The following is a 15591-nucleotide window of genomic DNA, read 5'->3' as shown; positions in this document are numbered from 1 at the left end:
GTCTGCGATAGAACCTGCAGGCGAACTTCGGCAAGAGAACCCGACACGAAGGACACGACCAATGTTCGGCATTGGAGCGGTTCGAGTCGTCTTAGGCAAAGCCGGCGTTGCCCGGTTGTCGAAGAAGATCGGCCAGCGTAACTACTTCCGCCGAGAGGTGGTGCTCGGGGCTTCACTGTACTTGTCGGACTGGCCGTCGCGGTTCTACTGGGAGTACTGGGAGTCGCCAGCGGCATATTCATGATCACAGCAGCATTTCGCATCCGCTCAACTGACATCCCGCTGGAGGGAATCGCTACTAGCTCTCTCGCCGCCATCGATCTCCACTCAGGCGACGCTGCAACCGATTTGAGTCGGGTCATCCCCGCTGACCGCCTGGTCAGCAATCTCAGCGACTCGGATCTCGCAGAGGCAGCATCGGCAGCTCATGTGCTCGCGCGCATTCGCCAAGCCTAATGAGCCCATCGACAAACCAGCCAAGATCCAAGGCACGTTAAAAGGGTCGGGTGCCGCGAACGAAATCGCGATACCCGACCCTCATAATGTTGGATGGTCTGAGCCTGCACGGCTCAGCAGGCCCTCAGGCCAGGCGAACCATCCAGTTGTTCGTGTCCTCAGCCCGACCGTACTGAATGTCGAGCAGAGTCTTGCGGAACTCCATGGTCTTCTCACCTGGCTCTTCACCATGATCGATCGTGAAGTCATTGCTCACGACTCGACCGATCGGCGTGACCACCGCGGCCGTGCCGCAGGCGAAGGCCTCGACGATGTCGCCGTTGGCGGCACCCTCGCGCCATTCGTCGACGGTGACCTTGCGCTCTTCCGGCTGCAGCCCAAGCTGTGGGGCGAGGTCGAGCAGGGATCGGCGAGTGACTCCGTCAAGAATGGAATCACCGAGCTGCGGAGTGAGAAGGCGGCCATCCTTGGTCACGAGCATGAGGTTCATTCCGCCCAGCTCATCGATATACTTGTTCTCTGCAGCATCGGTGAACAGCACCTGCTGGCACCCCTGGGCTGCGGCTTCGTTCTGAGCGGCAAGCGAGCCCGCGTAGTTGCCGCCGCACTTGGCGAATCCGGTGCCGCCGGAGCCGGCCCGGTTGAAGTTCTGCGACAGCCAGATCGAGACCGGCTTGATGCCGCCGGAGAAGTAGGGACCGGCGGGGCTGGCGATGACGTAGTAGTCGACCTCATGACTGGACCGCACACCCAAGAATCGCTCGGTGGCGATCATGAAGGGGCGCAGGTACAGGCTCGACTCATCGGCTTCAGATTCAGGGGTGGGAACCCACTGCTGATCGAGCGAAACCAGAGCCTTGATCGATTCGATGAAGTCCTCTTCCGAGATCTGCGGCAGCGCAAGACGCTCGGCGGACTTGTTGATGCGCGCGGCATTGCGCTCGGGGCGGAAGGTCCAGACGGAGCCGTCTGCGTGGCGGTAGACCTTCATACCTTCGAAGATCTCCTGCGCGTAGTGGAACACAGCAGCAGCAGGATCGAGCACGAGCGGGCCGTACGGCTTCACCTCGTGAGCGTGCCAGCCATCGTCAAGGGTGTACCTGACGTGTGCCATGTGGTCGGTGAAGTAGAGCCCGAATCCGGGATCCTTCTTGATGTTCTCTCGCACCAGCTCGGGTTGCGGCTGGACATTCTTGAGAACGGCAAACTTAGTCATAAGAACTCTTTTCTCATTTGTGATGAGTGACACTGTCAGGGTAGTACATCACCCCGGTGCGATGCGCACCGGGGTGAAGTCCCTGTCATCGTCGAACAGGGGCGATTCTATGATTCCGTGAAGGCGGTTGTGCCGTCTGAGCTGAGGTGGTTTGTGTCGCCCCAGCCGAGGCGGTTATGCCGCCTCAGCCCAGGCGGGCCGCAATCGCGTCGCCCACCTCGACGGTGGATCGCTTGGTTCCATCACGATCAGCCAAGTCAGCCTCAACAGCGGCCTCGATCGACTTCGCCACGACCTCGAGCCCCAGATGCGAGGCCATCAGCGAACCGGAGAGGATCGAGGCGGTCGGATCGGCGATCTGCTGCCCGGCGATGTCCGGGGCCGAACCGTGGATGGGTTCGAACAGGCTCGGTGCCGTGCCTTCGACATTCAGGTTGCCCGAGGCTGCCAATCCGATGCCGCCGGTCACTGCGGCAGCCAGGTCGGTGAGGATGTCACCGAAGAGGTTGTCTGTCACGATCACGTCGTAGCGTGAGGGATCGGTGACCATGTAGATCGTGGACGCATCGGTGTGCTCGTAGTTGAACGTCACCTCAGGGTATTCGGCACCAACCTTCTCCACGACGCGGCGCCACAGATGACCTGCATGGACCATGACGTTGTGCTTGTGGACGTAGGTGAGCTTCTTGCTCCTCGCCTGCGCTCGCTCGAAGGCGTCGCGGACGGCTCGTTCGACGCCGTACCAGGTGTTGACCGAGACCTCGGTGGCAACCTCATAGGGAGTATCGGTGCGGACGGAGCCGCCCATTCCGGTGTAGGAACCTTCGGTGCCCTCGCGGACGACGACGAAGTCGATCTCTCCGGGGTTCGCCAGTGGGCTGGTGACTCCTGCGAAGAGTTTCGAGGGACGCAGATTGACGGCGTGGCTGAGGCCGAAGCGCATTTTGAGGATCACGCCGCGTTCGAGCACACCCGAGGGCACGCTCGGGTCACCACAGGCACCGAAGAAGATCGCGTCGTGCTTGCGCAGCGACTCCAGCTCCTCGTCCGTCATGGTCTCGCCGGTCTCGTGCCAGCGGCTGGCACCGACATCGTAGTCCGTGAGTTCGAGTTCAACGGGCTCACCGGAGACCTCGATGGCGCGCTTGAGCACCTTGAGACCTTCGGGGACGACTTCGTTGCCGATTCCGTCGCCTGGCATGACTGCAATTGAAAACTTCATGGTCACAGAGTAGAACTCATCTCACGATGCAACTAGGTCGTCCTACTATCCGGACACGTTTCGGCTCTCAGGTTCACCGAATCCCGTCATCCACAATTTCATGTCTCAAACTTCGTTCCCGACTACAATTTCCCGGCCCGAGCGTCGAAGATGGGAGGAACACCCCGAAACCCCCAGAGAAAGTCGATCATTGACAGATACGATCCGCAACGCACGAGCCGCCGCCCTCCCCGCCAAGCTCTCCCGCTCCTGGCTGCTGGTCAACGCAGCCAAAGAGGAGATCTTCACAGAGGCGCAGATCTCCGAGTCGGATTCCGTCATCTTCGACCTCGAGGCCTCGGTCTCTGACGATAAGAAGCTCGAAGCCCGCGACAACGTGGTGCGTGCTCTTGAAGGCGGCATGTCCGCCTGGGTCCGGATCAACAAGATGGACTCAGAGTTCTGGGACGACGACCTGGCCGCCATTGCCATGCTGCCCGGACTGCGTGGTGTGATGCTGCCGGAGACCGAACGTCCCGAGCAGGTCTCCTACACTGCAATGCGCGCGAAGGCCGGACTCCCGGTCATCGCGCTGTTGGAATCTGCGATGGGCGTGGAGAACGCAACCAAGATCGCCGAGGCGCCGGGCACCTTCCGCCTGGCCTTCGGAACGAACGACTTCCGCAAGGACACCGGCTTCTCCGGCGACCCGATGGCTTTGGCCTATGCCCGGTCGCGCCTGACCATCGCTTCGCGCATGGGTGGACTGCCCGGCGCGATCGACGGACCGTCCGCAGCGACCGCCAGCGACGAACAGGTCCGCAAGGACGCCGAGGTGACCCACATGATGGGCATGACAGGAAAGCTTGTGCTCAACGTCGACCAGGTCGTGGCACTCAACGAATCGATGAGCCCCAGCGAGGATGAGCGCGACTGGGCGCGTCAGCTGCTCGAGGCTGCAGAAGGCGGGTCCGAGATCACGGACGGTTCGTACCTGCCGCGTCTGGCACGCGCGAAGAAGATCGCCTCCCTGGCGTCGACCTACGGCCTCTGGAACGCCTGAGTCTGAGTCCTTAATATGCCGGTCCGTCAACCCTCGTGGATCCTCTGGTCGACCCTGCCAGCGGTCCTCCTCGTCGTCGCCTTCGGCCTGTGGCTGAGAGTCAATGTCTCCGGGCCCACGACGGTTGATCAGGGCTGGCTGAACTTCGTCGGCCTTGAACCCGACACCACCGGGTATTGGCTGGCGGTTATCCTCGCCGAGGTGGGCGGAGGTACGGGTGCCGTGATCTGCACCGGCCTGCTGGCTGCGATCTTCGTCCTCCTGCGACGATTCCGTGCCGCGGGCGTCCTCGTCACCACCATGCTCGTGGGCATCGCCCTGTCCGAGCTGCTCAAGGCAGTGGTCACCCGGGTCCGGCCCAGTGAGCAGCTCTATGAGTCTCTGGGCTATTCGTACCCTTCGGGTCATTCCATGGGTGCGGCAGCACTGGCAATGGGGCTGGCGTTCATCGCCTCCCGTGCGCACATGCTCCGGCTGGCCGAGGTGGGCGCGATTGCCCCGTTGGCGGTCCCGCCGGAGGACAAGACCGCGACTCTACCCGGCGGTGCCGAGACTCTCCCCACTGAGTCCGAAACTGCTCTCACCTCTCCCACCTCGACCGACGCAGTTCCGGCCGAGATCACTCCCCCGCTCGAACCCGTGCGCCTGCGGTTCCACTGGTCGATCATTGTGGCCTTCGCGTGGATTCTGCTGATGATGTGGTCGCGCACCGCACTGCAGGTGCACTGGCTCTCCGACACGATCGGCGGGGCCCTCATCGGCATCTCGGCCGCCGTCCTCGCCGACGAACTGTGGACCTTGATAACGATAAGAACCCGCTCACCTCGACTTCAGAGGTGAACGGGTTCCGTTCGCAGCTATACGACCGGTGAAGGTCAGTCCTCGCTCAATGAGACTCCGCTGAATGCCGAAGCGTTGACTGCTCCGGCCACGGCCTTGACGACTTCCTCGGACACTGCCGAGTCGACAGCCAGAACCGAGAGCGCATCATTGTCTGTGGCCGAAGGCGAGACCTGCATGCCGGCGATGTTGATCGCATTGGCTCCGAGCGCCTGGCCCAGCTGGCCGATGATGCCCGGACGGTCTTCGTAGCGGAAGATGAGCAGGTTGTCGGTGAGTTCAATCTCCAGGTCGAAGCCGTTGACCTCGGTGAGCTTCTGCACGAGCTTCGGACCGGTCACGGTACCCGAGACGGAGATCCGCTGCCCTTCGCTTGTCGTCGCGGTCAGTCGCGTGACGTTGCGGAAGGATTCGCAGTAGGGATCGGTCACGAGCTCGACGCCGATTCCGCGCTCTTCGGCCAACAGGGGCGCGTTGACGTAGGAGACCTGATCGGACACGACGTCCTTGAACAGGCCCTTGAGCGCGGAGAGCTTGAGGACGGACACGTCCTTGTCCGCGATCTCGCCGTTGACCTCGACCTTGAAGTGGGTGACCGAGGAGTTTGCCAGTGAGTTGACGACACGTCCCAGCCGCTCGGCCAGGGGAATGCCCGGTCGCACATCCTCGTGGATGGCTCCACCAGCGACGTTGACCGCATCGGGAACGAGTTCGCCTGCCAGTGCCTTGCGCACCGACTTGGCAACGGCCACGCCTGCCTTCTCCTGGGCTTCAGCGGTCGAGGCGCCGAGGTGGGGCGTGACGTTGACGGCGTCGAGTTCCATCAGCGCCGAGTGCTCAGGGGGTTCGGTGTTCCACACGTCGATGCCGGCACCGCCGACCTCTCCTGCTGCGACCGCCTCGGCGAGGGCATCCTCGTCGATGATGCCGCCACGGGCCACGTTGATGAACCGTGCGCCCGGCTTGGCTGCCTTGAATTCCTCGGTGCTGATCATGCCGATCGTCTCCGGGGTCTTGGGCATGTGGACGGTGACGAAGTCACTGACGGCCAACAGCCCGGGCAGGTCGACGACCTCGACGCCCATCTGCGCGGCGCGTGCCTGCGTGATGTAAGGATCGTAGCCGACCAGGCGCATGCCGAATGCCTTCGCACGTTCGGCCACGAGTCCGCCGATGCGGCCGAGTCCGACGATGCCCAGAGTCTTTTCGTAGAGCTCCACGCCCGTGTACTTCGAACGCTTCCACTCCCCCGCCTTGAGCGAGGTGTTGCCGGCGCCGAAGTAGCGTGCCGAACCGAGGATATGGGCCATGGTGAGCTCGGCCGCGGAGATGATGTTCGAGGTCGGAGCGTTGACGACCATGACGCCCGCCGAGGTGGCGGCTGGGACGTCGACATTGTCGAGTCCGACGCCGGCACGGGCGATGACCTGAAGCTTCTTCGCGGCACCAATCGCTTCGGCATCGACCTGAGTGGCGGAGCGGACGAGGATCGCGTCGACATCGACGATGTCGTTGAGGAGCTGAGAGCGGTCAGCACCTTCGGTGTGACGGATCTCGAAGTCCCCTCCGAGGGCATCGATGGTGGCCGGTGACAGATTTTCGGCGATGAGCACGATGGGCTTGGGCACTGAGTTCCTCCTGTTGCGTCCGGGACGCGTCCATCTTATGAGACTTTGTGAATGCTTTCACAAAGTCTCAAATTCTGGGAAGTGCGTCTCGGCTCACTTGAGGCGAGGACCTCAGAAGCCGTTGGGCGAGTACGGCATCCGACCCAGGTTGAACATTGAGCTCGCGCGCACGGCCGCTCCGGGCACGTTTTCGTCGATGCGCCCCGCCCGCGCAAGGATCACCGGGTCGGCACCTCCGAAGTAGAGGGAGCCGAGCTCCGCGATGCCCAGGCTCAGATCGGCAGGGGTCGAATCGGGTGCGGTTTCGACGACGGCGTTCTCCCCATCCGAGGTGATCGTAAACCGGCCGCCGGCCAGGTCAAGGGAGTCATCGACTTCGATCACCAGTGTGCCGGGTACGTACCAGGGCCTGGCCTCGAGGGCCGCTTTGACGTCGAGGATCCGGATCCAGATGTTGTCCTCTGTGGACACGGTCCGGACTCGGCGGGAGTCGGTGAGCAACCAGGGCAGCGGCGAATCCTCGGCAGATTCTCCGAAGGTCACTCGCGTCGACAGATCGATGGCGGCCAGGAATGACCACAGTGAGGCGTAGGCGGCGTCCGTGACCGCGACGAAGTCGATGAGTTCGATCGTCGGCGGATTCTTCGACCAGCCGGCGAATTTATAGGACACGTAGCCGTCGGCTTCGCCCTGCTCATCGAAGTGCAGAGCCGCACGCACACCGCGGTCGGCTTCACCGGTGTCGGTGTTGAGTGCTCCGGTGGCGCGTTCGATGTAGGTCTGCTGGCGTTCCATCGCCCCCGGAGAGGTGCGCATGAACTCTCCGTAGATCTTCGGAGCCAGTTCGCGCAGTTCGCCGGGCAGGCACAGTTCGACCCGACGGTCGGGTTCATGGACCATCTTGAAGCCGGGCGAGGTGTCGACCTCGATGGAGTGTGACCAGGTGGCGACACCGAAGCCGAAGCGGGAGTAGATTCCACCTTCGGTCGCTGTCAGTGCGGCGAACGGGTATCCGTCGGCCTTTGCCTCGGCGAGGTCGGTCGTCATCAGTGACCGCAGCAGTCCGCGCCGACGATGGGTCGGCCGCACCGTCACCCAGGTGATCAGATGACCGGGTACCAAACGCCCACCACCGACGTTGACCAGCTTCTCGAACCAGGCGAAGGTCGCCACAGGAACGCTGGCGTCGAGGGCGTGTTCGTATTCCTGCTTCGCGTAGACGGCGGTGAGATTGCGACCGTCGGCGATGGCCCGCTCGACACGGTTCTTCAGCGCATCATCAGTCGATCTGGCGTCATGGAATCCCACACTCGTCGATGCGAAGTACCCCTGTGTGCGCTCATCTGGAGCACCAGTGGACTCGTCGAAGCCGGGCTTGAAGTTCTCGAAGCTGTAATTCGTCACGCTTCCAACAGTAATTCACATCACCAGGATTACGAGTCCGAATCAAGTGGAATCAGTCGCTTCACAGCGGCCGGGCACAACCGAAGCCCCGGAGGCCAGAGGGCCGTCCGGGGCTTCGGAGTGTGACGATCAGCGAGCGGCAGTGCCCTCGGTGTAGTCGTCATCGGAGTCCTTGAGCCATGCGAACATCTTGCGCAGTTCGCGGCCGGTGGTCTCGATCGGGTGCGTCTCTTCCTTCGAACGCAGCTCCTTGAACTCGGGCGCACCGTTCTTCTGGTCGTTCATGAAGCGCTCGGCGAACTTGCCGTTCTGGATGTCCGCGAGAACGGCTTCCATGTTCTTCTTCACGTCCGGGGTGATGACGCGCGGTCCGGAGACGTAGTCGCCGTACTCAGCGGTGTCGGAGATCGACCAGCGCTGCTTGGCGATTCCACCCTCGACCATGAGGTCGACGATGAGCTTGAGCTCGTGGAGAACCTCGAAGTAGGCGATCTCCGGCTGGTAGCCGGCCTCGGTCAGGACCTCGAAGCCGTACTGCACGAGGTGGGAGGTGCCACCGCAGAGAACGGTCTGCTCGCCGAAGAGATCCGACTCGGTCTCTTCGGTGAATGTGGTCTTGATGCCGCCGGCACGCAGTCCGCCGATTCCCTTGGCGTAGGAGAGCACGAGCTCCCAAGCGTTGCCTGAGGCATCTGCTTCGACTGCCACGAGAACGGGCACGCCACGGCCATCGACGTATTCGCGACGCACAACGTGTCCCGGGCCCTTGGGTGCGACCATGATGACGTCGACGCCTTCAGGAGGCTGGATGTAGTCGAAGCGGATGTTGAAGCCGTGAGCGAAGAGCAGCGCGTTGCCTGGGCTCAGGTTCGGAGCGATCTCTGCGTTGTAGATCTCGGCTTGAACCTGGTCAGGAGCGAGGATCACAACGAGGTCTGCCCATTCGGAGACCTCGGCGGGGGTGCCGACTTCGAGGCCTTCAGCGGCGGCCTTGTCGCGGCTGGCGGAGCCTTCCTTGAGGCCGATGCGGACCTCGACGCCGGAGTCGCGCAGGCTCAGTGAGTGTGCGTGGCCCTGGCTGCCGTAGCCGATGACGGCAACCTTCTTGCCCTGGATGACGGACAGATCTGCATTGTCGTCGTAATAGCGTTCTGCTGCCATAGTTCTCTTGCTCCTTCAGAGGTTTGGGGTACTCCCCCATCATTTCACAGTTTGGTACTGCTGTTCATTTGTTGAGATGGATCTCGTTCCACGAAGTGGAACGTGAAGACGTCAGCTGCGCAGCGTCACTGGATTCAGCTACGCAGGGCCCTGTCGGTGATCGACTTCGAGCCGCGGCCGATGGCCACGGTGCCCGACTGGACGATCTCCTTGATCCCGAAGGGTTCGAGGACTTCGCGCAGCGCCTCGACCTTGCCCAGCTCGCCAGTGGCTTCGACGCTGACGGAGTCAGGTCCCACGTCGACGATCTTGGCGCGGAACATCTCCACCGCCGCCGCGACCTGCGGGCGGGTGGTGGCGTTGGCCTTGACCTTGTAGATGATGTGGGCACGTCGGACCGATGTGGCCGGTTCGAGCTCGACGATCTTGATGACGTTGACCAGCTTGTTCAGCTGTTTGGTCACCTGTTCCAGAGGCACGTCCTTGACGTCGACGACGACCGTGATGCGCGAGAGCTCATCATGCTCGGTCACCCCGACTGCGAGGCTGTGGATGTTGAAGCCGCGGCGGGCGATGAGTCCGGTGAAGCGGGTGAGCACGCCGGGCTTGTTCTCGACCAGGACTGAGAGTGTGTGCCGGTTATTCATTCCAGGCCCCCTTCGATCTGTGCCACGGAGCGAACCGTGCCGTCTTCTTCCGTACCGGCCTCCGCGATCAGGCTCTCGGCCTGTTCCTCGCCCTCACCGTCGAACTCCGGGCGAATGCCGCGTGCGTATTCGATCTCGTCGTTGGAGACACCAGCGGCTACCATCGGCCACACCATGGCATCCGCCGGGACCGTGAAGTCGAGGACGACTGGACGGTCGTTGGTCTCCAGCGCCGTCTTGATCGCAGCATCGACGTCATCGTTGCTGTCCACACGCAGGGCCAGGCAGCCGTACGCCTCGGCGAGCTTGACGAAGTCCGGGATCCGGATCGTCTGATGGCCCGTGTTGAGGTCGGTGTTGGAGTACCGGCCGTCATAGAACAGGGTCTGCCACTGGCGGACCATGCCCAGCGAAGAGTTGTTGATGATCGCGACCTTGATCGGGATGCCGTTGAGCGCACAGGTTGCGAGTTCCTGGTTGGTCATCTGGAAGCATCCGTCACCGTCGATGGCCCACACGACGCGGTCCGGTTCGGCGACCTTTGCGCCCATCGCGGCAGGCACCGAGTAGCCCATGGTGCCGAGGCCACCGGAGTTCAGCCACGACTTGGGGCGCTCGAACTCGACAAACTGGGCGGCCCACATCTGGTGTTGGCCCACTCCCGCTGCGTAGACCGCTTCGGGTCCGGTCAGGGCCGAGATCCGCGAGATCACGTACTGCGGATCGCAGAGCTCGTCCTGGGTGGAGTAGCCCAGCGGGTAGGTCGTCTTGAGCCGGTTGAGGAAGCGCCACCAGGGTTCGCGCTGACGGTCGAGAGCCTTGGGGAACTTGTCGCGCATCTCGCTGAGCATCTCGGCGAGCACCTCGCGGGCGTCACCGACGATGGCGACGTCGACGTCCCGGTTCTTTCCGATCTCGGCAGGGTCGATGTCGGCGTGGATGACCTGCGCGTTCGGGGCGAAGGAATCGAGGTTGCCGGTGACTCGGTCATCGAACCTGGCACCGATTGTGATGAGCAGGTCGGCCTTCTGGAAGGCGGTCACGGCGGGCACGCTGCCGTGCATTCCGGGCATTCCGAGGTGGAGCTGGTGCGAGTCGGGGAACGCTCCGCGGGCCATCAGGGTCGTGACCACGGGAATATTGGTCGCCTCGGCGAGTTTGAGCAGTTCCTTGTCTGCCTGGGAGCGGATGACACCGCCGCCGATGTAGAACACGGGGCGATGAGCCTCCGAGATGAGCCGGACGGCCTCGCGAATCTGCTTCGCATGGGGCTTGAGGATGGGACGATAGCCGGGCAGCTGCGGCTCCCCGGGCCAGACGAAGGGTGCGGCACCCGTCTGTGCATCCTTGGTGACGTCGACGAGGACCGGGCCGGGCCGACCTGTGGTGGCGATGTGGTGAGCGTTGAGGATCGCCGAGGGGATGTCCTCTGCCTTGGTGACGAGGAAGCTGTGCTTGGTCACCGGCATCGTCATGCCCACGATGTCGGCTTCCTGGAATGCGTCGGTACCCAGCAGCTTCGAGCTCTGCTGACCGGTGATGGCCAGGACGGGCACAGAGTCCATATGGGCGTCGGCGAGCGCCGTGATCAGGTTCGTCGCCCCCGGGCCCGAGGTTGCGATGCACACACCCAGCTTTCCCGAGGCGGCGGCGTAGCCTTCGGCCGCATGTCCGGCACCCTGTTCGTGGCGCACGAGGATGTGACGGATCTTGTCGGTCTCGAACAGCGGGTCGTAGGTCGGAAGGATGGTACCGCCGGGAAGGCCGAAGACAGTCTCGACCTCGAGGAGTTCGAGGCTGCGGACGATCGCCTGCGCTCCGGTGAGGACCTCAGGGGTCGAGTTGCGTCGAATGCTTGACGGGGTCGCGGTCACCGGGGCTGCGCTGGGCGCGGTGCCAGTTCCCGCTGACTGGGCCGAGGGCGTGGCTGCCATCGTTTCGTATCCTTCCTAGTGATCCATCTTGTCTCCGCATGAAAAAAGCCCCTCCGGTTTCGGTAGGGGCGCGCGGAACGTGTCGTGTTGACAGGCTACGGAAGATCCGCGCGCTGGGTAATAACGACGACAAGAAGGTGAGTCATGGCTCAATAGTTCACCTCGGGCGATCAGCGTGTCAAACGACGCAATGGATCGTCTCGAAACTTGGGACGACTATCGACTGAAGCGTGAGACCTCTGCGATGCCCACTCGATTCCGCCTTGAGAGGAAGGGAAAGCCCGATTGTGAGAACCATAGACTCCGACACGCGGCCCGACTAGGCTCTTGAAGGTGCGTCCCCTCTTACGTTTCTGGCCCGATCTGCGCTCTCGCATCGGCGTGTACATCGTTGTACTCGCGCTGACCCTCCTGGCCAACGGCATCCAATTGATCATCCCCCTGATCACCGGTCACATCATCGACGGGCCCATCGCCCACCGCGACCTGTCGGGACTGTGGCTGCCAGTGTTCGGGGTCCTCGTCATCGGCATCGCCGAGGCGGTGGCGCTGTGGGCGCGCAGGCTCCTCATCGCGCCGGTCGTCGCCCAGTGGGAGATCACCTGGCGTTCGCGTCTCTTCGACCGGCTCCAATACACCTCGGTGGCCATCCACGATTCCTGGGAATCGGGACAGCTGCTCTCGCGCGCGATCAATGACCTGTCTCAGCTGCGCCGCTTCTTCGCCTTCGGGATTCCCTTCCTTGTGACCACCCCGCTGATCATCATCATCGGCACCATCATTCTCACGTTCCTGCATCCGGTGTTCGGCCTCATCATGCTGATCATGGCCGTACCGACGATTGCGACGGTCACGGTATTCGAGAAGAGGTACAGGGAAGCCTCCAGACGCTCTCAGGACACGGTCGGTGAGATCACCACCGAGGTCGAGGAATCGATTCAGGGGATCAGGATCCTCAAGTCCTTCGGCCGCTCCCCCTGGGCCGCGCAGCGCTTCTCCCACCTGTCGCGGAAGTTCCAGGGTCTCGAGGTGCGCAAGGCGAAGCTCGACTCGTGGTTCTGGAGTGTGCTCATCCTCCTGCCCACACTCGCCCAGGCCGCCATCGTGGCCGTGGGCACCTGGGGCGTCGTGCAGGGCTGGATGACCATCGGCACCGTCGTCGCCGGCGTGACGATCTCCATGGTGATGCGGATGCCGATCGAAATGCTCGGCTTCCTCCTCGCCGATGCCCTCATGGCTCTGACCGCAGCTGCCAGGTACTGGGAGGTCATTGACATCAGGCACGACATCACCGACGCCGACGGTCGGATCGCCGATGCTCCCGATGTGGGGCGCTATAAAGGTGAACTGGACTTCGACAATGTCGACTTCCATTTCGCCGACACCGACCGCGATACGTTGAAGAATCTCAATCTGCATATCGCTCCGGGCCAGACTCTGGCCATCGTCGGGGCCACCGGATCGGGCAAGACGACCTTGGCCTCTCTTGTTCCGCGGCTGCAGGATGTCACCGGCGGATCCGTACGCGTCGATGGCACTGATATTCGTGAGCTGCCCGTCAATGAGGTGCGCAACCTGGTGTCGGTGTCGTTCGAGGACCCGATCCTGTTCTCCACCTCGGTGGCCGAGAACGTGAGCATGGGTGCGCCCGGGGTCGACGATGACGCGATCTGGCACGCCCTGGAGATCACGGCGGCGAAGGACTTCGTCGAGCGGCTGCCAGAGGGTCTCGATACCCAGGTCGGTGAGCAAGGATTGTCCCTGTCCGGTGGACAGCGGCAACGCCTGGCCCTGGCCCGTGCCGTGATCGGCGCACCCCGGATCCTCGTCCTCGACGATCCGCTCTCCGCGGTCGACGTCGACACGGAAGATCGGGTGCAACGGGCGCTGCGGGAGATCCTGCCCGATTCGACGACGCTGATCATCGCCCACCGTCCGTCCACCTCGGCACTGGCCGATGCGGTCGCCGTCCTCGACGAAGGACGCATCGTCGCGCTGGGCACCCACGATGAGTTGCTCGGATCCTCAGCGCTCTATCGCGAACTCATGGGCGCCTCCGCAGCGGCGGAGCACTCGACGCCTGGGCAAGCGACGGCCGAGCAATTCACTGAAGGAGGTGGGCAATGAGCATTCCGCGTGTTGAAGAGGATGAGGTCGAACAGCTTCCGCCGGACATCGCGAAGAAGGCCCGTGCGCTGCTGTTCTCCCTGGTCCGCCCGCACCTGCCGATGGCGGTCTTCCTGCTCGTCATCGTCGTGCTCACCGCGCTGTTCCTCGTTATCGGTCCGATCTTCATCGCCGATGCGCTCGACAATGGTGTTCCGCAGGCAGTCGCCGGTGATCCGGGGCCACTGATTCGGGCGGTCTCTGCCTTCGTCATCTCCGCGATTGCCTCGGCGGTGCTCGCTTTCGCCTCGACGAGGCTCGTCGGCATCACCGCGCAGAAGGTCGTCTACAGTCTCCGTTCGCGACTGTTCGGACACATCCAGCGTCTCGACCTGGGTTATCACGAGCGCTCGACCTCGGGCCGGTTGGTGTCGCGGCAGACCTCGGACATGGAGTCGGTGCAGCAGTTCCTCACCTACTCACTCTTCGACACGGCTCTGGCGCTGTTCGAGATGACCTTCATCGCCGTGACCCTCATCGTCCTCGACGTGCCCCTGGCACTCGTGGTCTTCCTGGGGTTCATTCCGCTGTTCTTCATCACGAAGTCTGCGCACAGTTCGCAGAGGAACGCCTACCGTCGCACGCGGACCTCGATCGCCAAGGTCATCGTCCACTTCGTCGAGACCATGGGCGGGATCCGTGCTGTTCAGGCCTACCGCCGGCAGCCCGATCGCCGGGGCACGCTCAAGGACGAGGACACTGCGTACCGCGACGCCAACACCGATGCCCTGCGCGGAGTCGCCTGGTTCGCGGGCTGGACGAGGCTGGTCGGCAATGTCACGCAGACGGTCATCATCATCGTCGGTGCGTGGCTCGTCATCGAAGGCTGGACGCAGATCGGCGTTCTCGCGGCGTTCATCCTCTACCTGCGCCGCTTCTACGGTCCCCTTGATGAACTTGTTCAGTCCTTCAACCTCTACCAATCAGCCTCGGCGGCACTGGAGAAGATGGCTGCCGTCCTCGACACCGATCCGGAGGTGGTCGCACCGGCCCACCCGAAGGTCCTGCCTGCGCACAGTACCGACCGGAACTCCGGTGCCACCTCGGCGGAAGGGTCCGGCCAAGCGCCCAGTGGGCGTTCGATCGACCTCAACCATGTCCGCTTCTCCTACGGCGACGGCCCCGATGTCCTCCCCCGGTTCGACCTGCGCATCCCTGCGGGAGAGATCGTGGCGCTCGTGGGTGCCACGGGTGCGGGCAAGTCGACCTTGGTCAAGCTGGTCACGCGTTTCTACGATCCCAGTGAAGGCCGAATCACCATCGACGAGGTGGACCTGCGTGATCTCGATGATGCGCAGCTGCGTAAGAGCGTGGTCATGGTGACCCAGGAGTCGTTCCTGTTCGCGGGCACGATTGCCGACAATATTCGCATCGGCAACCCCGATGCCGGCGATGACGAGGTTCTTGCCGCGGCCACGGCCGTCGGCCTGGATCCCTATATCCGCAATCTGCCCGAGGGCTACGAGACCGATGTGAAGAAGCGCGGCGGTCGGCTCAGCTCGGGACAACGGCAGCTGGTGTCCTTTGCTCGCGTGTTCCTGGCGAACCCGGACATCGTCGTCCTCGACGAGGCGACCGCGCACCTCGACATCCCCTCCGAACGCCTCGTCCAGACAGCGTTGGCGACGGTGCTCGAGGGACGCACCGCGATCATCATCGCCCACAGGCTCTCCACCGTGGAGATCGCCGATCGTGTCCTCGTCATGGACTCCGGACGCATCATCGAAGACGGCACGCCGGATGAGCTGATCTCAGGGGCAGGCAAGTTCGCGCAGCTGCACAAGGCGTGGCGGGACTCGCTGGTGTAGCTGGAAGCGTTCGTTCGCCCCAGCCACCCAGCCACCCCAGCCAACCCAGCCTCATTCGATATCAGCT

Annotated in this window: 12 protein-coding genes; 5 read left to right on the top strand and 7 right to left on the bottom strand. The window is 63.1% G+C overall.

The genetic code is table 11. The features are described from left to right. Positions 1 to 61 precede the first annotated feature (61 nt). Positions 62 to 244: a hypothetical protein gene (locus tag BSP239C_RS15530; protein ID WP_101574264.1), complete on the top strand. Its 183-nt coding sequence runs from the start codon at positions 62 to 64 to the stop codon at positions 242 to 244. A gap of 336 nt (positions 245 to 580) precedes the next feature. Here BSP239C_RS15530 and BSP239C_RS15520 read toward each other — a convergent pair whose 3' ends face one another. Beyond that, entirely contained in the window at positions 581 to 1672 is a 1092-nt protein-coding gene (locus BSP239C_RS15520; RefSeq protein WP_101574262.1) for a branched-chain amino acid aminotransferase, read from the bottom strand. 184 nt (positions 1673 to 1856) lie between these two features. Continuing rightward, positions 1857 to 2894 carry a 3-isopropylmalate dehydrogenase gene (locus BSP239C_RS15515; protein WP_101574261.1) on the bottom strand — a complete coding sequence of 346 codons (1038 nt, stop codon included), beginning with the start codon at positions 2892 to 2894 and terminating at the stop codon, positions 1857 to 1859. A gap of 190 nt (positions 2895 to 3084) precedes the next feature. Between BSP239C_RS15515 and BSP239C_RS15510 the strand changes: the two genes are divergently transcribed. Continuing rightward, positions 3085 to 3936 carry a CoA ester lyase gene (locus BSP239C_RS15510; RefSeq protein WP_101574260.1) on the top strand — a complete coding sequence of 284 codons (852 nt, stop codon included), beginning with the start codon at positions 3085 to 3087 and terminating at the stop codon, positions 3934 to 3936. 15 nt (positions 3937 to 3951) lie between these two features. Then, positions 3952 to 4776, top strand: coding sequence for a phosphatase PAP2 family protein (locus tag BSP239C_RS15505; RefSeq protein ID WP_145997469.1), 825 nt, complete (start codon positions 3952 to 3954; stop codon positions 4774 to 4776). A gap of 35 nt (positions 4777 to 4811) precedes the next feature. Here the strand turns inward: BSP239C_RS15505 and serA are convergent, their stop codons facing one another. The 5 genes from serA to BSP239C_RS15480 all read right to left on the bottom strand — a co-directional run bounded on the left by serA (position 4812) and on the right by BSP239C_RS15480 (position 11550). Continuing rightward, complete coding sequence (gene serA, locus BSP239C_RS15500; RefSeq protein ID WP_101574259.1) at positions 4812 to 6404, bottom strand: phosphoglycerate dehydrogenase; 1593 nt, start codon at positions 6402 to 6404, stop codon at positions 4812 to 4814. 111 nt (positions 6405 to 6515) lie between these two features. After that, a complete protein-coding gene (locus tag BSP239C_RS15495; RefSeq protein WP_101574258.1) occupies positions 6516 to 7808 on the bottom strand; it encodes a GNAT family N-acetyltransferase in 1293 nt (430 codons plus the stop codon). Between the two features lie 129 nt (positions 7809 to 7937). Next, a complete protein-coding gene (gene ilvC / locus BSP239C_RS15490; protein ID WP_101574257.1) occupies positions 7938 to 8969 on the bottom strand; it encodes a ketol-acid reductoisomerase in 1032 nt (343 codons plus the stop codon). Between the two features lie 134 nt (positions 8970 to 9103). Beyond that, on the bottom strand, positions 9104 to 9616 hold the full coding sequence (ilvN, locus tag BSP239C_RS15485; protein ID WP_096178825.1) for an acetolactate synthase small subunit: 513 nt from the start codon (positions 9614 to 9616) through the stop codon (positions 9104 to 9106). Next, a complete protein-coding gene (locus BSP239C_RS15480; RefSeq protein WP_101574256.1) occupies positions 9613 to 11550 on the bottom strand; it encodes an acetolactate synthase large subunit in 1938 nt (645 codons plus the stop codon). The genes ilvN and BSP239C_RS15480 overlap by 4 nt, the downstream gene beginning before the upstream one ends. 333 nt (positions 11551 to 11883) lie before the next feature. Between BSP239C_RS15480 and BSP239C_RS15475 the strand changes: the two genes are divergently transcribed. Beyond that, a complete protein-coding gene (locus BSP239C_RS15475) occupies positions 11884 to 13677 on the top strand; it encodes an ABC transporter ATP-binding protein (protein ID WP_308298072.1) in 1794 nt (597 codons plus the stop codon). Further along, complete coding sequence (locus tag BSP239C_RS15470; RefSeq protein WP_101574254.1) at positions 13674 to 15524, top strand: ABC transporter ATP-binding protein; 1851 nt, start codon at positions 13674 to 13676, stop codon at positions 15522 to 15524. Before BSP239C_RS15475 ends, BSP239C_RS15470 begins: the two co-directional genes overlap by 4 nt. Positions 15525 to 15591: the final 67 nt, after the last annotated feature.

The sequence above is a fragment of the Brevibacterium sp. 239c genome (assembly GCF_900169365.1).
Classification (GTDB): Bacteria; Actinomycetota; Actinomycetes; order Actinomycetales; family Brevibacteriaceae; genus Brevibacterium.
Note: the sequence above shows the minus strand (reverse complement) of the source record. Positions and strands in the feature narration are given on the sequence as shown.